This window comes from Frankia sp. AiPa1 (assembly GCF_023243075.1).
Taxonomy (GTDB): Bacteria; Actinomycetota; Actinomycetes; order Frankiales; family Frankiaceae; genus Frankia.
On sequence record NZ_JALKFZ020000004.1, the window covers coordinates 161,029 to 178,494 of the forward strand.

11 protein-coding genes are annotated in these 17,466 nt (G+C 72.9%); 5 read left to right on the plus strand and 6 right to left on the minus strand.

Features of this window, described 5'->3' with window-relative positions; all coding sequences use genetic code 11:
• Nucleotides 1-216: 216 nt before the first annotated feature.
• A complete protein-coding gene (locus MXD95_RS03780) occupies nt 217-414 on the minus strand; it encodes an Rv3202a family protein (protein WP_250639098.1) in 198 nt (65 codons plus the stop codon).
• 157 nt (nt 415-571) lie between these two features.
• Nucleotides 572-1,588 (minus strand): non-homologous end-joining DNA ligase, encoded by a 1,017-nt coding sequence (gene ligD, locus MXD95_RS03785; RefSeq protein WP_250639099.1) that lies wholly within the window; start codon nt 1,586-1,588, stop codon nt 572-574.
• Between the two features lie 279 nt (nt 1,589-1,867).
• On the opposite strand from ligD, the gene ku reads away from it, so the two are divergent.
• Nucleotides 1,868-3,277 (plus strand): non-homologous end joining protein Ku, encoded by a 1,410-nt coding sequence (gene ku / locus MXD95_RS29525; protein WP_250639100.1) that lies wholly within the window; start codon nt 1,868-1,870, stop codon nt 3,275-3,277.
• Nucleotides 3,278-4,241: 964 nt separating this feature from the next.
• On the opposite strand, the gene MXD95_RS03795 is transcribed toward ku, so the two are convergent.
• Complete coding sequence (locus MXD95_RS03795) at nt 4,242-4,415, minus strand: CsbD family protein (protein WP_250639101.1); 174 nt, start codon at nt 4,413-4,415, stop codon at nt 4,242-4,244.
• A gap of 373 nt (nt 4,416-4,788) precedes the next feature.
• Between MXD95_RS03795 and moeZ the strand changes: the two genes are divergently transcribed.
• Together moeZ and MXD95_RS03805 are read left to right on the plus strand one after the other, a co-directional pair.
• Complete coding sequence (moeZ, locus tag MXD95_RS03800) at nt 4,789-5,961, plus strand: adenylyltransferase/sulfurtransferase MoeZ (protein WP_250639102.1); 1,173 nt, start codon at nt 4,789-4,791, stop codon at nt 5,959-5,961.
• A gap of 167 nt (nt 5,962-6,128) precedes the next feature.
• Nucleotides 6,129-6,518, plus strand: a complete 390-nt coding sequence (locus MXD95_RS03805; protein ID WP_250639103.1) for an MGMT family protein — start codon at nt 6,129-6,131, stop codon at nt 6,516-6,518.
• 53 nt (nt 6,519-6,571) lie between these two features.
• Here the strand turns inward: MXD95_RS03805 and MXD95_RS03810 are convergent, their stop codons facing one another.
• Nucleotides 6,572-7,357, minus strand: a complete 786-nt coding sequence (locus MXD95_RS03810) for an SDR family NAD(P)-dependent oxidoreductase (RefSeq protein ID WP_250639104.1) — start codon at nt 7,355-7,357, stop codon at nt 6,572-6,574.
• A 56-nt stretch (nt 7,358-7,413) separates the two neighbouring features.
• Here MXD95_RS03810 and MXD95_RS03815 point away from each other — a divergent pair, with 56 nt between their 5' ends.
• A complete protein-coding gene (locus tag MXD95_RS03815; RefSeq protein ID WP_250639105.1) occupies nt 7,414-10,887 on the plus strand; it encodes an ATP-dependent helicase in 3,474 nt (1,157 codons plus the stop codon).
• Nucleotides 10,884-14,507 carry an ATP-dependent helicase gene (locus MXD95_RS03820; RefSeq protein WP_250639106.1) on the plus strand — a complete coding sequence of 1,208 codons (3,624 nt, stop codon included), beginning with the start codon at nt 10,884-10,886 and terminating at the stop codon, nt 14,505-14,507. Before MXD95_RS03815 ends, MXD95_RS03820 begins: the two co-directional genes overlap by 4 nt.
• On the opposite strand, the gene MXD95_RS03825 is transcribed toward MXD95_RS03820, so the two are convergent.
• Both MXD95_RS03825 and MXD95_RS03830 read right to left on the minus strand, forming a co-directional pair.
• Complete coding sequence (locus tag MXD95_RS03825; RefSeq protein ID WP_250639107.1) at nt 14,501-15,298, minus strand: endonuclease/exonuclease/phosphatase family protein; 798 nt, start codon at nt 15,296-15,298, stop codon at nt 14,501-14,503. The genes MXD95_RS03820 and MXD95_RS03825 overlap by 7 nt on opposite strands.
• A gap of 443 nt (nt 15,299-15,741) precedes the next feature.
• The gene (locus MXD95_RS03830; RefSeq protein ID WP_250639108.1) at nt 15,742-17,289 is read right to left on the minus strand and encodes a helix-turn-helix domain-containing protein; all 1,548 of its coding nucleotides are present in this window, start codon (nt 17,287-17,289) and stop codon (nt 15,742-15,744) included.
• Between the last annotated feature and the right edge of the window lie 177 nt (nt 17,290-17,466).

Below are 17,466 nucleotides of genomic sequence, written 5' to 3' on the forward strand. Positions count from 1 at the left end.
GGCGCACCTCCAGGTCGACATCGACAACACGGCCCGGGAGCGGGCTCCCGCTGCGGTCACGGCGTCGATCGTGCCGCCCGCCGGCCCACTTTCGCACAGCAGGACGCTGTGGGGGCTGGTCCGGCGGGATTGTGCGCCCTGGTGGACCACCCTGAGCCGGGGCGCACGAACCGACGGCGCGCGCGACCCGCCGGCGGCCGGCGCCAGCAGCCGACCTCAGCGGTACTCGTCCTCGTCGGTCTCGACATCGATGCTCTGCTCGACAAGATCGAACTCGTCGGCCTCACCCGACCGTCCCACCGGGAGCGTGGGCGTGGGCTGCGGCGGACTGACCTCCTGCGCCTGCTCGGCGGCATCGGCGTCGGGTGCCTCCAAGGGGAGGCCGGAACTGGGCAGATCGGTCGACGTTCCCATGGGACGTCCTCCTGTGCTCGTCGAGATGGCACTCGTCGATTGTCGCGCCCGTGTGACGGGGCGCCGACGCCTGACGGTCCTGGTCCGTGTCGAGGCCCGGACGGCGATGTGCCCGCCATGGGCACCTCTCACGCGGGCTGTCCGTATCCGGATCGGCCTATCCCGGCGTCCCGGCCGCGTCCGGCGCCTCGCCTGCGTCCCGTGCCTGGCCCGCGTCCGGTGTTCCGGCCGGGTTCGGTGACTGATCGTGCGGGGATCGCTCGGACGGCGCCTGGCCGCCCGGGGAACCCTCGAGCAGCGCGGCGAACAGGTCGCCGTGATCGTCAACACGTCGCAGCACGTCGTCGGCGGTGAAGGTGAGGTCCTCCGGCTGGCGGCAGGCGCCGACCTCGTCCCAGGTCACCGGAGTGGACACGGTGGGACGCGCCCGGGCGCGCAGCGAATAGACGCTCACCGTGGTCTTCGCCGGGTTGTTCTGGGACCAGTCCAGCAGGACCCGGCCGCCGCGCAGGTCCTTGCGCATGTTCGCGACGACGAGATCCGGATGGTCGGCCTGCAGCCGGGAGGCGATGGTCCGCATGTCCGCGCGGACCTGCATCGACGTCCGGCCGTCGCTGACCTTTCCATATACCTGCCGTCCCTTGGATCCGCTGGTCTTCACGCACAGTGGCCCGGGCAGGATCTCGCGCAGCAGCAGCGCCACCCGGGCACAGTCGACCACGGTGGTCCCGGAACCCGGGTCGAGGTCGGCCACGATCAGATCGGGCTGGCTGGTGGAGACCCGCCACATCGGGGTGTGCAGCTCCAGCGCGGCGAGGTTCGCCAGCCACACCATGGTGGGCCGGTCGGAGACGACCAGGTAATCGATGGTCGAACGGTCCTTCGTCGAACCGGGGGACGGCAGCCGCGCCGTCGTCGTCCACTCCGGGCGGTGGGACGGCGCGTTCTTGGTGAAAAAGCCCTTTTCTGCCACCCCGTTCGGGAAGCGGACCACGGTGAGCGGACGATCGGCCAGGTGCGGCACCAGGACCGTGCTGATCTGCTGGTAGTAGTCGATCACGTTGGCCTTGGTAAAGCCGGCATCGGGATAGAGCACCTTGTCGAGGTTGGACAGCCGTAGCCGCCGTCCGTCGACGTCGACGTCGACGCTCGTCTGAGCTTGTCCTGTGCTCATGCGTCCTGCGCTCATGCGGTTCCCGTCGTGCTCGATGCGCCGCGGGTCAGTGCTGGGGTCTGTGCTGTGGGCCTGAGCTGTGCATCCGTGCGGTGGGTCCGTGCCGTGGTCGAGTCTGTGCCGTTCCACCCGGCTCGTCCCCGTGGCGATCGTCCCCGGGCGGGCACCCCCCCGGGCAGGCCATGGCGCCACGTGATAACTATGGACGTTTACCCGATCTGGCTTACACGTGGGCGTCCGGTGGGTCACCATGGTGGGTAATCTACCTGAGGGGCGAACATGCGTTCGATCTGGAGGGGTGTCATCTCTTTCGGCCTGGTGTCGATCCCCGTGCGGCTCTACACCGCTACGCAGGAGCGGGACATCGCGTTCCACCAGGTCAGGAGGTCGGATGGTTCCCGCATCCGGTACCGCCGCGTGGCAGAGGCGGATGGCGACGAGGTCAACTACGCCGACATCGCCAAGGGCTTCGAGCTACCGGACGGGCAGACCGTCGTGCTGACCGACGAGGACTTCGCGAATCTGCCGCTGTCCACCTCCAAGGCCATCGACGTGCTGGAGTTCGTACCGCTGGAACAGGTCGACCCGATCTACTTCGCGAAGAGCTACTACGTCGAGCCGGACCGCACCGGCGCCAAGCCGTACGTCCTCCTTCGTGACGCGCTGGCCGAGTCCGGCCGCGTCGCGCTGGTCAAGATAGCCCTGCGCCAGCGCGAGCAGCTCGCGACGCTCCGGGTGCGTGACGGCGTCTTCGTCCTGGAGACGATGGTCTGGCCGGACGAGGTGCGCGAGCCGGACTTCCCGTTCCTCTCCGACGAGGTCACCGTGTGCCCGCAGGAGCTCGCGATGGCCGGTTCGCTCATCGAGACCCTGTCCGCCGACTTCGACCCGACCCGCTTCGCCGACGAGTACCGCGAGGCCCTCCAGTCCGTCATCGACGCCAAGGCGGCCGGCCACGAGGTTGTCGCCCCGCCCGAGGGCGAGGCCACCGAACCCGTCGGTGACCTGATGGCCGCCCTACGTGCCAGCATCGCCGCCGCCCGTCGTGACCAGCCCGACGGCGTCTCCGGATCCGCGGCGTCTGGATCTGCCGCGGTGTCCGATGCGCGGGACGGCTCCGATGCGCGGGACGGCTCTGGCGCGCGGGATGGCAGGGCAGGGTCCCGCAAGGCTGGGTCGGCGTCGCGGGCAGGTGGATCGACCCGGTCGACCCGGTCGTCCTCCGGCTCGACGCCGTCCACGACATCCGCCGCGCGTGCAACGGCGTCGGCGTCGGCGTCGGCCGGGCAGGGCGTCGCCAGGTCCGAAGATGTCGCCGGATCCGGGGGCGAGGAGGCGAACTCCACCCCGGCCGCTCTCGTCGCCGAGGGGTCCTTGTCGACGTCGGGTAGCGCGGCGGCGAGGTCCACGCGGTCATCCTCGATTTCGAGCCGCGGCGCGCGGTCCGGTTCGTCGGGTACGTCCATCCCGTCGGCCTCATCCCGGACGGGTTCATCGGAGTCGTCCCGTTCGTCGGGGGCGGCGCGTTCGTCGGGAAGCCCGCGTTCCTCTGCGGGCCCCGCACGGTCGCCGCGGGGTTCGAACGGCAAGGCAACGGGGAAGGCAACAACCGCCAAGAGCGCCTCGACGAAAACCCCCGCCAAAAGCGCGACCGAGGACGCACCCCGCACCACCCGACGTTCGGCGTGAGCCTCAGTCCGAAGCCGTTCTGCGCGACGGTCGGCCGTGGTCCACGACCCTCCCCGTCCGTCGTCCATGACGGTTCGTCCCGTCGTCCATGACGATTCGGCCCGTCGTCTACGGTTCGTCCCGTCGTCCATGACGGTTCGTCCCGTCGTCCACGACTGTCCGTCCGTCGTCCACGACTGTCCGTCCGTCGTCCACGACTGTCCGTCCGTGGTCCGTCGCCGTCTTGCGCGCGAACCCAGCGCCTCTAGCACTACCAGCCGCCCGGCAGGCCGCGTCCCGCGTGATCATCGGACCATGCCGGACGAGCTGGCACCTCATGCGCGCCCACCCGACCGCACCGCTTGCGCTTGGTGTCGCGAGCATCCCGGAAAGTATCGATCTCCCGCCCACGGTAACCGTCCTCCGCCCGCCGCCGCCGGGAACTCCCAGAGGTGATGCTTCCATGTTCCTTCTACAGGGATGAAGCGGGCATAACGCCCTCTGAAACCCTGTAGAAGCGACATGTTCGGGCGCTCCGAGGTGAAGATCCGCGAGAGCTGGTTGGACGTCGTTGCTCAGTGTCACGGGTGCGGCGGATCCGAGTTGTTGGCGAAGGAAACGGGGCAATGGTGGTGGGCCGGAGTCGAGAGGCGGGGGAGGACGGCAGCGGGCCGGAGCCGGTAGGCGGTGGGATGGATGGCGGTGGGCCGGAGCTGGGAGACGGTGGGTTGGAACCCGAGAGGCGGTGGGGGTGGGGGTCGAACGCAGTGAGGGTTAGTCGTGAGGGGATGTCATCTCGGCGGAGGCGCGATGCGCTGCGATGCGATGCGCGGAGCCTGGTCGGTCCCGACGGGTTGCCGGCCAGGCTCCGCGGCGGTCGCGTGAGGTTGTGCGCAAGCATGCCGCGTTCCGGGGCGCAGTAACGCCAACACGGAAAGCGCCAGGCCTATGGGGGGTCAGGGCCTATGGGGGCAGTGCCGGCGGGTCAGCGGCGGAAGGCGTCCTTGGCCTTCTCGCCGGCCTGGCGTAGATCGGCGGTGGCGCGGTCGCCGCGGCCGTCCGCCTCGGTGCGACGGTCGCCAGCGGCTCGTCCAGCCGCCTGCTTGCCCCGCCCGCGCAGCTCGTCCACCTTGTTGCGAACCTTGTCGACGAAGGACACGGCGCTCAGCTCCTCACCAGTGGGTGGTCGGTCGCCAGGGTCCTACCCACGCGGCCGTGGCGAACACCACCCGGTCCCGGCCGCCGTAGCGAGCACCGTATGGTCCTGGCCCGTCGTGGGGAGCACCGATCGGGCCTGGCCGTCGTGACGGCAAACATCCGGCTGGGACTTGGCGGGTGGTGTCAGCGGGACGCGCGGCGGTGGCGGTGGCGGTGGCGGTAGGGACGATGTGCGGCGGTGCGGTGCGGGGCAGGGAACATGGGGGCGGTCGTGAGCGCTGTGGATCGAAGGAGACGGCGGTCGGCGTATTCGCGACTGAACCGGGCGTCGATGTGGCATCGTCGAAGTACGACAGCGAACGCGAGGAGCTAGCGTGTCCCTTCCGCCCCTGGTCGAGCCTGCCGACGGCCTGACCGTCGACGAGGTCCGCCGGTATTCCAGGCATCTGATCATTCCGGATGTCGCCATGGACGGCCAGAAGCGGCTGAAGAACGCGAGGGTCCTGGCCGTCGGGGCCGGCGGGCTGGGCTCGCCGACGTTGATGTACCTGGCCGCGGCCGGCGTCGGCACGCTCGGCATCGTCGAGTTCGACACGGTGGACGAGTCGAACCTGCAGCGCCAGATCATCCACGGGCAGTCGGACGTCGGTCGGTCCAAGGCCGAGTCCGCACGGGACTCGGTCCTCAACATCAATCCGTACGTCAACGTCGTGCTGCATGAGACCCGGCTGGATACCTCCAACGTGCTGGAGATCTTCAGTCAGTACGACCTGATCGTGGATGGCACCGATAACTTCGCCACCCGGTACCTGGTCAACGACGCGGCCGTGCTGCTCGGCAAGCCGTACGTCTGGGGCTCGATCTACCGGTTCGACGGGCAGGCGAGCGTCTTCTGGGCCGAGCACGGACCGTGCTACCGCTGCCTCTACCCCGAGCCCCCGCCGCCGGGGATGGTCCCGTCCTGTGCCGAGGGCGGGGTGCTCGGCGTGCTGTGCGCGTCGATCGCCTCGATCCAGACCACCGAGGCGATCAAGGTGCTGACGGGTGTGGGCGAGCCGTTGGTCGGCCGGCTGATGGTGTATGACGCCCTGGAGATGACGTACCGGTCCATCAAGGTCCGCAAGGACCCGGAGTGCCCGTTGTGCGGCAAGAACCCGTCGATCACCGAGCTGATCGACTACGAGGCGTTCTGCGGGGTCGTGTCCGAGGAGGCGCAGCTCGCCGCCGCCGGTTCCACGATCACTGCGGGCGAGCTCAAGGGCTGGCTGGATGCCGGCGAGCCGATCGAGCTGATCGATGTCCGCGAGCCCGCCGAGTGGGAGATCGTGCGCATCCCCGGTGCCCGCCTCATCCCCAAGGGTGACCTACCCGCGCATCTCGCGGAGCTGCCGCAGGACCGTCGAGTCGTCGTCTACTGCAAGTCCGGTGTCCGCTCCGCCGACGCGCTCGCGACCCTGAAGGGCGCCGGCTTCGCCTCGGCCGTGCACGTCCAGGGCGGCGTGACGGCCTGGGCCACCCAGGTCGACAAGACCCTCCCGGTCTACTGAGGCCTCGCGGTCGGCGGTCGCCTCGGGGCGCCGGATCATCGGCCGATGATCCGGCGTGTCCCGGGGCGGGCTGGCGGACGGTCGTGGCGGCGGGACCTGATCGTCGTGGCGGCGCGGGACGGCCGCACAGGACGAGAAGAGGAAGAGCAGGAAGAGAAGAGGGCGCGGTGAGCGGTCCGAGGGCGCGCCGGTACGCACCGCCGCCAAGCGTGTCGGCTGGTCTCGGTACCCGGATCCGACTCGGGGATGCCGAGCCAAGCCCGCATGCCCGCGACGTTCTTGACGCCATCGCGCGGATCCCGCCCGGCAAGGTGATGACCTACGGTGACGTCGCCGAGTTCGTCGGAGCCGGCACCGGCCGCACCGTCGGCGCCGTGCTGTCCCGCTACGCCGAGGACGACCTGCCCTGGCATCGGGTGATCCTCTCGACCGGCGAACCCAACCCATCCAACCCGAGCGAGGCGCTACGCCGCCTGATCGCCGACGTCACGCCGCTGACCCCGTCCGGTGCACGGGTGGATCTCGCCGCCGCTCGGTGGGACGGCTCCGCGTGGTGATCGCGGTGGCATCCCACCGAGGCTGTCGGAGGGGACGCCGCTCGCGGCCCGGGTCAGCGGGCGGAGAGGCCACCGTCGGCCAGGTACACGCTGCCGGTGACCAGGGAAGAGCGGTCCGACAGAAGGAAAGCGACGACCTCGGCCACCTCCTCGGGCGTGCCGAGACGGTTGATCGGGGTGAGCAGCGCCGCCGCGCGATTGGGCTTGCCGTCGACCTGGATGAGCGCCGTGTCGACGAAGCCGGGGGCGACCGCGTTCACCCGGATCTTCCGGCTGGCGTACTCGAGCGCCGCGGTCTTGGTCAGACCGACGACGCCGTGCTTGGCCGCGACGTACGGCGCGGAGCCGGCGAAGCCCACAGTGCCGAACACCGAGGCCATGTTGACGATGGAACCGCCGACGCCGCCCTGCAGCATGGCGGTGATCTCGGCGCGCATGCTGTAGAAGACACCGGAGAGGTTGACCTCCAGCACTCGCTGCCAGTCGTCGGTGCGGGTGCTGCCGACCGGCTCGCGGGTGGCGGTGATGCCGGCGTTGTTCACGGCCAGGTCGAGCCGGCCGAAGGTGCCGACGGCGGTCTGGGTGGCACGCTCGAGCGCGTCCGGATCCGTGACGTTCGCCTCGACCGCGACCGCCTCACCGCCGTCCCGCTCGATCTCGACCGCGACCTCCTTGACCTTGTCGGCGCGCAGGTCAGTGAGCACGACCCGGGCGCCCGCGGCAGCCAGCCGGCGGGCGCACGCCGCGCCGATCCCGGACGCCGCTCCGGTGACCAGCGCGACCTTGCCCTCACAGTCCTGTGACCAGGCAGACGAGTTCATGGCACAGGACAGTGCCATGCATGGCCCACGGCAGTGAACCCGGATCGTGAAAGTCACCCCTTGGTGGGGGTGCCATGCCCGTCGATCGGGATGTCGTAGGTCCGTGGTGTGCTGTCGGGGTGACTCCGTCCCCTGCGGCTGCTCGGTCCCCGGCCGCGCCGCGTACCGGCTATCGGCTGGTCGCCGCGCCGGTCGCCGCATCACCGCCGCTGGTGCTGGATTCGGCGCAGCGTCGGGTGGTCGAGCATGCGGGCGGTCCGTTGCTGGTGCTGGCCGGGCCGGGCACAGGCAAGACGGCCACGCTCGTCGAGGCCGTCGCCGCGCGGATCGAGGCGGGTGCGGATCCTCGGTCCGTGCTGGTGCTGACCTTCAGCCGGCGCGCCGCGGCGGAGCTACGGGAACGGATCACAGCACGCCTCGGCGCAGCGGCCGGCGGGGCCGGGCGTGGGACGGGGGCGTGGACCTTCCACGCCTGGTGTCTCGCGGCGCTGCGAGCCCATGACCGGCCGGCGCCGCACGGGGGGTTCCGGCTGCTGTCCGGGCCGGAGCAGGACAGCAGGCTGCGGGAGCTCGTCGACGGATCGCGGGAGGACGGCCGTCCGGCCTGGCCGGAGTCGCTGACTCGGGCGCTGGGCACCCGCGGGTTCACCGAGGAGGTGCGAGCGCTGCTCGCCCGCGCGCGGGAGGTGGGGCTGGGCCCGGAACACCTCGCCCAACTGGCGCGGCGCACCGACCGGCCGGAGTGGGCCGCGCTCGCCGAGTTCTACGAGATCTACCTGGACGTGTTCGGTTTCGAGGGCTCGCTCGACTACGCCGACCTGGTGCACCGGGCCGCGCTCGTCGCCGAGGGCCCGGCGGGGGAGGAGCTGCGCGCCCGCTATGAGCACGTCTTCGTCGACGAGTACCAGGACACGGACCCGGCACAGGAGCGGCTGCTGCGGGCGCTGGCCGGTGGCGGGCGCAACCTGGTCGCGTTCGGCGACCCCGACCAGTCGATCTACGCCTTCCGTGGGGCGGAGGTGTCGGGGCTGCTGGAGTTTCCTCGTCGGTTCCGGGCGATGGGCGGCCGGGACGCGCCGATCCTCGCGCTGCGCACCTGCCGGCGGATGGCCCCGGCGCCGCTGCTGGCCAGCCGGCACGTCGCCCGTCGGCTGCCGGCGACGCGGCTGCCGGCGCAGGCGCTGCGCGCCCACCGTGACCTGACCGGCCGCGGCGATCTGGGCGCCGGCCTGATCGAGGCGCGGACGTTCGTGTCCGCCGGGGCGGAGGCCGGTGCGGTCGCCGACGTGCTGCGCCGGGAGCATCTGGAGCGGGGCACCTCGTGGGCGCGGATGGCGGTGCTGGTGCGCACCGCCGAGCGGATCGGCCGGCTGCGCCGCGCGCTGGTGGCCGCGGCGATCCCCGTCACCGTCGATGGGGATGATCTCCCCGTCGCGCAGGAGCCCGCGGCGGCGCTGCTGCTGCTCGCGCTGCGCTGCGCCGACGACCCGGGCGCCGCGCTCACCGTCGACGCGGCCCGCACGTTGCTGACGTCCCCGTTCGGCGCAGCGGATCCGGCGAGCCTGCGGGAGCTCGGCCGGGCGCTGCGGGCGTTCGACCGGGATGCCGGGGCGGCGCAGCCCGGCGCGTCCGAGGAACTGGTCCGCGCGGCCGTCGCCGACCCGGACCGTCTGCTCGTCCGGGTGGACGACGAGGTCGCCGCGCCCGCCCGCCGGGTCGGGGGGCTGCTGGCGGCCGGGCGCCGGGCGCTGCTGGAGCCAGGCGGTTCCCCGGAGGGTGCGCTGTGGGCGCTGTGGTCGGCGAGCCGCTGGCAGGAACGGCTACTCGCCGCCTCGGCGGCAGGTGGCGCGGCAGGGCGGGCCGCCGACCGAGATCTTGACGCGGTGGTGGCGCTGTTCGACGCGGTCGCCCGGCTGGCCGCGCGGCGCGGACCGGGTCTCGGCGTGGCCTCGCTGCTCGGCGAACTCGGCCGGCAGCAGTTCGCCGCCGAGTCGATCGCCCCGGTGGGCGAGGATGCCCGCCGCCGCGGGGTGCGGCTGCTCACCGCGCACCGCGCCAAGGGCCTCGAATGGGACGTCGTCGCCGTTTGCGGGGTGCAGGACGGCGCCTGGCCGGATCTGCGCCAGCGGGGCTCCCTGCTGGGCGCCGAGGAACTTGACGCGCCGGCGCGGGGCGGGCTGCGCCCGCCGCTGACCCGCGCGGATCTGCTCGCCGACGAGCGGCGGCTGTTCTACGTGGCGCTCACCCGGGCGCGCCGTCGCCTGATGATCACCGCTGTCGACAGTCCCGATGATGACGGCAGCCGGCCGAGCCGCTTCCTCGAGGAACTCGGCGTGCCCGTCGTCGCCGTGCCGGGGCGCCCCACCCGGCCGCTCACCCTCGTCGGTCTGGTCGCGACACTGCGCCGGCTTGCGACCGAACCCGGCGCGAGCCCCGGGATGCGCACGGCGGCGCGCCGTCGCCTCGCCGCGCTCGCCGCCGCCCAGGACGACGAGGGCCGCCCGCTGGCCCCGGCGGCGCATCCGCGCACCTGGTGGGGGATGCTCGAGGTGACCGCGTCGGACGTGCCGGTCGTCGCCGCGGACGTGCCCCTGCGGCTGTCCGGGTCCTCGCTGTCGGGGCTGCGAGACTGCTCGCTGCGCTGGTTCCTCGAGCACGAGGCGCACGCCGTCACCGTCGCGTCGACCGCCCAGGGTTTCGGCCGGGTGGTGCACGCGCTCGCCGACGAGGTCACCACGGGCCGCACTCCCGCGAACCTGGCTGCTCTCGACGCCCGCCTCGACACCGTCTGGCGGCACCTGGCCTACGAGGCGCGCTGGCGCGGCGAGCAGGAACGTGCCGCTGCTCGGGAGGCACTCGCCCGGTTCCTGGCCTGGCATGCCGCCGAACGGGGTCGCCGGGTCGTCGACGCGGAGGTCCGCTTCACCTGCCGGCTGACCGTCGCCGGCCGCGAGGTACTGCTGCGCGGGTTCATCGACCGGCTCGAGCTTGACGACGCGGGCCGCGTGCACGTCATCGACTTCAAGACCGGCCGCACGCCGGTCAGCACTGCGGAGGTCGCCGTCCATCCCCAGCTCGGCAGCTACCAGCTTGCCGTCCGCTCCGGCGCCCTCGATGACGCTGTCCGCGCCGCCACGGCGTCGCCCGGACCGACGACCTTTCCCCAGGCGCCGGCGTCATCGCCCGGCCCGACGGCGTCACCGTCCGGTGCGACAGACCTGTCCGGTTCACCAGGTCTGCCTGGCTTGGCGGGTCCGCCTGGCTCGGTGGTGGAGCCGGGGGGCGCGGAGCTGGTACATCTGCGGCAGGAGACCGGCGGCGATGCCTCGGTACCCAGGCTGCCGGACGAGGCCCCCGGACCGCCGAAGGTGCAGGCCCAGGCGCCGCTGTCGGGCGACGGCCCGACCTGGATGGACGAGATCATCACGGCCGCGGTGCGCACCGTCGACGCGGAGGCGTTCCGGCCCACCCCGGGCAACGGCTGCGCGACCTGCACCTTCCAGGCCAGCTGTCCCGCCCGTCCCGAGGGACGGCAGGTCGTCACGTGAGCGTGCTGGGAACCGACGGGCGGCTGCCCCGCCAGCCGTTCCTGCCCGGCTTCGGTACCGACCCGGATGAGGGCGGCGACGGGGCGTTCACCGGTCCGCGGCTCGAACCGGACGATCTGCGCGAGCTGCTCGACGTGCCCTACACCGACGAGCAGATCGCGGCCGCCACCGCGCCGCTGGAACCCGGTGTGATCGTCGCCGGGGCAGGGTCGGGAAAGACCTCGGTGATGGCCGCTCGGGTGGTCTGGCTGGTGGCGACCGGTCAGGTGCGGCCTGAGCAGGTACTCGGGCTGACCTTCACCACCAGGGCGGCGGCCGAACTCGCCGGCCGGGTACGCCTGGCGCTGCGTCGCGCCGGCGCCACCCGACCCGAGAGTGCCGGTGCCGGCGGTGCCGGCGGTGCCGGTCTGGGCGGGGCTGGTTTCGACGGTGCGGGTGCGGGACCGGGTGGTTCTGGTTTCGGCGGTGGTGCGGAGAACGCGAGGGGAGCCGGCGGTGCGGGGGGAACCGGTGGCGTGGGAGATGCGGACGACGGCGAGCCGACCGTGGCGACCTACCACGCGTTCGCCGGGCGGCTCGTCGTCGACAACGCGCTGCGGCTAGGGCTCGAACCGGACATCCGGCTGCTCTCCGGCGCGGCGCGCTTTCAGCTCGCCGCCCGGGTGGCCCGCACGCACGACGGGACCGTGCAGGCACTGACCCGCTCCCTGGGCGCCGTCGTCGGCGAGATCGTCGCGCTCGACGCCGAGATGAGTGAGCATCTGGTCGACCCGGGCGTGCTCGTCGCCTTCGACACCGACCTGCTCGAGCAGGTCGCCCTCGCCCTCGACGCGGCCCGCCGACGTCCGCGGACCAAGGGTGTGCAGGACCTGCTGCGGCGGATCGCCCACACGTCCCGTGGACGGCGCGAGCTGGCCGCGCTGGTCACCGAGTACCGCGCGGCCCGGCGCGAACGGGGCGTGCTCGACTTCGGCGACCAGGTCACTTACGCCGCCCACATCGCCGAGACGATGCCGCAGGCCGGACGAGCCGAGCGGGCCCGAGCCCGGGTGGTGCTGCTCGACGAGTACCAGGACACCTCCGTCGCCCAGCGCCGGATGCTCACCGGCCTGTTCGGCGGCGGTCATCCCGTCACCGCGGTCGGGGATCCCTGCCAGGCCATCTACGGCTGGCGGGGGGCGTCGGTCGCGAACCTTGACCATTTCCCCATCCACTTCCCGCGGGCGGATGGCACCCCGGCTGCCGTCTACGAGCTCTCGGTCAACCAGCGCAGCGGCGGCCGGCTGCTCGAGCTCGCGAACGCCGTCGCGGAGCCTTTGCGGGCCCGGCACCGCGTCGTCGAGCTGCGTCCCCGCGCGGACGTCGCCGAACGCGGGCAGACCATCGTCGCGCTGCACGGGACCTGGTCCGACGAGGTGGCCTGGGTCGCCGCGCGGGTCCGCGCCGCCGTCGACGCCGGCACCGCGCCGAGCGGGATCGCGGTGCTCGTGCGGGCCCGTGGCGACATCCCGCCGCTGCTGGGCGCGATGCAGGCCGTGGGCCTTCCGGTGGAGGTGGTGGGGCTCACCGGGCTGCTCACCGTCCCCGAGGTCGCCGAGATCGTCACGGTGCTGGAGGTCCTCGACGCGCCCACGGCGAACACCGCACTGGTGCGCCTGCTCACCGGCCCGCGGGTCCGACTTGGCGCCCGCGACCTCGCTGCCCTCGGCCGTCAGGCCCGCGAGGTCGTCCGCCTCGACCAGACGGCCGAGTCCCAGTCCCAGCCGGAGTCCCGGTCCGGGTCCGGGATGGGCGCCACAACCGGGGGCGGGGACGGGGGCGATCCGCCGGAGCGGCAGGACGCGCTGCGCGCGGCGGTCGCCGACGTCGACCCGTCGGACGTGGTGGCGCTGTCCGACGTCCTCGCCGAACCCGGGCCGGAGATCTCCGCGCAGGGCGCGGCGCGGGTGCGCCGCCTGGGCGCCGAGATCGCGGCGCTGCGCGGCCACCTCGGCGAAGGGTTGCTCGATCTGCTGCACCGGGTGATCGCCACCATCGGCCTGGACGTCGAGCTCACCGCGACCGATGCCGCCGTGCGCGCCCGCCGTGAGGAGAACGTCGCGGCGTTCCTCGACGTCGCCGCCGACTTCACCGACCCGGACGGGACGACCTCGCTGCACGCCTTCCTCGGCTTTCTGCGCGCCGCCCGTGAGCACGAGCGCGGCCTGGACGTCACCGGCCCGTCCGGTGCGGACGCGATCGCGCTGATGACGATCCACCGGTCCAAGGGCCTGGAGTGGGAAGTCGTCGCCGTCCCGAACCTGAGCGCCGGGGTCTTTCCCGACCTGAAGGTGCGCGACCAGTGGACGAGGACGACCTCTGTCCTCCCGGTGCCACTGCGCGGCGATGCCGACGACCTGCCCGCCGCTCCCGTCCGCGACCAGCAGGTGTCCGACCAGAAGGCCGATCACGACGCGTATGCGGCGGCCGCCACCGGCTACGCCGAACGGGAGGAACGCCGCCTGGCCTACGTCGCCGTCACTCGGGCGAAGTCGCTGCTGCTCGCCAGCGGTCACTGGTGGGGCCCGACGCAGAAACGCCCGCGCGGCGCGTCGCTCTTCCTCGAGGAACTCGCCGAGCATGCCCGCTCCAGCGACGGCGGACGGATCGACGGGTGGGCCGAGCGCCCGGCCGAACGCACCAACCCGGCCCTGGACACCCCACCCGAGTTCGCCTGGCCGGTCCCCTACGACCCCGAGCCGTACGCTCACCGCCTCGAAGCCGCCCGCGAGGTCGTCGCCCGCCTCGACGCCGCCCTCCACCCACCCGGCCCGTCGTTCGACGAGGAAGCCGGCACCGGCGACGGGGACGGGGACGCAGGCTTCCCCACCGCGGCGACCGTCGGCCCGGCGGTGGCCGCCGGGCAACGCGTGCCGCCGGATGACGATCTGGCGGGAATGACCGCGGGGGAGCGGGCGCTCCTGGCCGAGCTGGACCGGGAGGCGCGGCTGCTGCTCGCCGAGGAGCGCGCCAGCCGCAGGCCGCAGCTGGACGTGCCGCTGCCGGCGAACCTGACCGCGTCCGAGATCGTCCGGATGCACGCCGATCCCGCCGCGTTCGCCCGGGAGCTGGCCCGCCCGCTGCCACGCCAGCCGGTGGCGGCGGCCCGCCGGGGCAGCCGGTTCCACACCTGGGTGGAGGAGCTGTTCGACCATCGCGCGCTGATCGGCGCCGACGATCTGCCCGGTGCCGAGGACGCCACCCTCACCGACGATGACCTGAGCGATCTGAAGGACGCCTTCCTGCGCACCCCCTACGGCATCCGGCGGCCGTACGCGATCGAGGAGTCGTTCGAGCTGCCGCTCGCCGGACGCATCGTGCGCGGTCGCATCGATGCCGTCTACGCCCTCGGCGGCGGCCGCTGGGAGGTGATCGACTGGAAGACCGGTGAGTCCCCCGCCGACGAGCTGCAGCTCGCCATCTACAGACTCGCGTGGGCTCGCCTGCGTGGCATCTCCCCGGACTCCGTGGACGCCGCCTTCCTCTACGTCCGTACCGGCGAGCTCGTCCGCCCCCGGCCCCTGTCCGAGGCCGCCCTCGCGGCCCTCCTGTCCGCCCCCGGCGGGACAGCCGGTCAGTGACGTCCCGGCAGGTCGAGGTCGACGAGCAGGGCGCGATGATCGGAGATCGGGGCGCGCAGGCAGTGCACGGCGCGGACCTCGCCGACGTGGCCGCGGGCCAGGATGTGATCGAGCTGCACGCGGGGCGAGGGCGACGGATAGGTCGGGGCGACGGCGAGGCGGTGCCAGCGGGGGAGCAGGCCGGGAAGGCCGCCCGGCAGGTTCAGATCGCCGAGGATGACCACCGGGCCGTCGACGCCCGCGAGCCGGCGGGTGAGCCGGCGCAGCTGCCAGGCGTTCCATCCCGGGACGAACGACAGATGCGTGGTCACGACGGTGATCGGCCCCTCCTCGGCCTCCAGCGTGGCCGCGAGGGCGATCCGGGGTTCGTCGTCGAGCAGGATCAGCCGCGCCCTGCCGCCCGGCCTCCCGCCGGGCAACGCGATCGGCGAGCGTACCGGCGAGCGGCCCAGTTCGATCACTCGCCACTGCCGCACGGGCAGCCGGCTGACCAGGGCGATCCCGTACGCCGGCTCGCCGCCAGCGCGAGGATGGTCCGCAGGGCGCCAGCTCTCGCCAGGGGTGCCGAAGACGGTGGGGACGAAACGCCAGGTGCCGCCCGCCGCCCCCATGGCCTGCGCGGCCAACGCGGTGAGATCCAGGCGGCCTGACCTGGGCTGGTCGAGGTCGACCTCCTGCAGGCCGAGCACGTCGGCGTCCAGGCCGGCGATGGCCTCGGTGAACCGCGCCGTCCGCACCTCGCCGTCGGCAAGTGACCGACCGTGCATCACGTTGAAGGTGCCCAGCCGCACGCGGCGACCGTACCCGACCGCGACACCATCCGCGCGGATCATACTGCCGGTCGCACGCCCTGCTCCGCGTGGGCGGGCGTTATGGCCGCAGGTGCGAGCGGAACCAGTCGGCGACGACCTGATCCACGACCTTGGCCAGCGGGGCGGGGCGAGTCCATCATGTGCCAGGTCACCACGAGCGGCGCCGCGCCACCGTCGCCGGCCCCGTTTCGATCGCCTCGCACTGCGTCGCCTCGCACCGCGTCGCCTCGCACCGCGTCGCCATGGATCGCGTCGCCATGGATCGCGTCCCCGTGGACAGGATCGCCGTGAACGGGAGGGAGTGCCGTGAACGGCACGCCGGCCGCCCAGCCGGTGATGGCGCCCTTCTCTCCCCCGCTTCTGGTTTCCGAGCTGGCCCGGACATGATCTGTCATCGTGGCAACGCTAGGCCATGGGCACGATCACGTGGTGGAATCTCTGCTGTCGGCAGAGCCGCTCTGCTGCAGGCAGAGCGCAGCCGTTGGGTGACTGGTGGATCGGGGCGCAGGGGCGGCCTGTCGGACACCCCGGCCGCCGCGATCGCCGCCTGTCGTGTCACCGTCCTGGATGGCGTCTGCCCGGGCACCTCTGCTGGCGGCGCTGGCGCGCAGGACCAGTTCGAGGTCGAAGCGGGTGTCGGGGTCCTCGAGGCTCGGGCCGAAAAGGTCGCGAAGTTGGTTGACGCGGTAGCGGACGGTCTGCGGGTGGATGTGCAGGCGTTCGGCGATCAGGCCGCGCTGGCCGCGCAGGGACAGCCACTGCAGCAGGGTCTCGGCGAGGCGCTCGCGGGTGCGGTGGGGCAGGCCGTCGAAGGGGGCGAGCAGGCGGGTGGCGAGATCGGTGACGAGACCGGGGTCGCGGGCGAGCAGCAGGGCGCTCAGGTGCTCGTCGGTGAACAGCGGGTCGGCCGCGGCGGCGGCGGCGAGCCGGCCGGCGGCGCGGGCGTCGCGGGCGAAACGGGCCCGGGCGGCGCTGGCGGCCGACTGGGCCCAGGGCACGGCGGGACCAACGACCGCGGCGAGCCCGGCGAGCCGCCCGGCCAGCGCGGTGCGGGCCGGGCCGCGTTCGGCCGCGCTCAGGAACAACCAGGTGTCCGTGCCCTGAACGGTCCGCGGACAGTCGTCCGGCAGGTGCAGCATCCGCAGCACCGAAGCCCTCTCGCCGCCGCTGTCGTCCGGTGCCGCTCGCCCGTCGTTCCCGTCCTTCCCGTCTCGCTCGTGTGCCGTGTGCCGTGCGCCTCTGCTGTTTCGTCCGGTGTGACCGGTGTGGTTTTCCCGTCCGGAGGGGTCCTGTCGAACTCCGGCGATCGCGCCCATCCGCGCGCCGGCGGCGGATGCGAGGCTGGTGTCGGCAAAACCGTCGGCGGGGATGCAACCGGGGATGAGGACCGCGGCCAGGCGACGGGGCAGGCTCAGCCGGCCGGACTGGGCGACCTGGGCGACGGCCTCCACCGGCGCGCCGGTGAGCAGCATCTCGCCCAGCCGGTCCAGCAGCCGTTCGCGCTCGCCGGCGGCGGTGAACTGCTCGGCGGCGTAGCCCTCGGCGGATGCGGCGGAGATGCTGTCGATGTAGGCGAACATCATCTCGGCGAGGGAGACCAGGCCGGACGCCTCGACGCCGTGGCTGGCCGCGGCCTGACCGAGACGCCGCCAGGACACCCGGGCGCCGACCCGGTAGGCGCCGAGCAGGTTGTCCAGAGACCGTCCCGCCCGCACCTCGCCGCGGCCGAGGCGGACGTACACGTCCCGGCTGGCGGCCAGGTCCGGCTCCCGCTGTGGCCCGGCCTCGACAACGGCCAGGAAGCGTCCCAGCGCCTCGTCCACTCCACGGCGCACCCCCCGGCCGAACCCGCCCTCCAACGGACGGGCGTAGGCGGGCACCTCCTGGGCGATCGCCAGGATGATCTCTTCGCCCAGTTGGTCAAGCTCGGCGGCAAGGGTCGCGGGCAGACCAGCTGGAAACTGTCCCATGGGAACAGACTGTCTCATGCGCCACACTCCGAACGGCGACGGGCGGCTGCGTGCCATCGCGTGTCCCGGGCCGTCGCCGGGCCGTCGGGCAGCCTGGCGGTGGATGGGCGGCGCAGTGTTTCGTGCTCGCGCCGCGGGATGTCACCGGACTGTGGTGGTGCGGCCGGCTCGGCTCCG

What these genes read in the sequence shown, in the direction of transcription:
- ku (WP_250639100.1), top strand. Translation starts at nt 1,868, where the DNA reads ATGCGTTCGATCTGGAGGGGTGTCATCTCTTTCGGCCTGGTGTCGATC.
- MXD95_RS03815 (WP_250639105.1), top strand. Translation starts at nt 7,414, where the DNA reads ATGCCCGTCGATCGGGATGTCGTAGGTCCGTGGTGTGCTGTCGGGGTG.
- ligD (WP_250639099.1), bottom strand. Translation starts at nt 1,588, where the DNA reads ATGAGCACAGGACAAGCTCAGACGAGCGTCGACGTCGACGTCGACGGA.
- MXD95_RS03810 (WP_250639104.1), bottom strand. Translation starts at nt 7,357, where the DNA reads ATGGCACTGTCCTGTGCCATGAACTCGTCTGCCTGGTCACAGGACTGT.
- MXD95_RS03780 (WP_250639098.1), bottom strand. Translation starts at nt 414, where the DNA reads ATGGGAACGTCGACCGATCTGCCCAGTTCCGGCCTCCCCTTGGAGGCA.
- MXD95_RS03830 (WP_250639108.1), bottom strand. Translation starts at nt 17,289, where the DNA reads ATGGGACAGTTTCCAGCTGGTCTGCCCGCGACCCTTGCCGCCGAGCTT.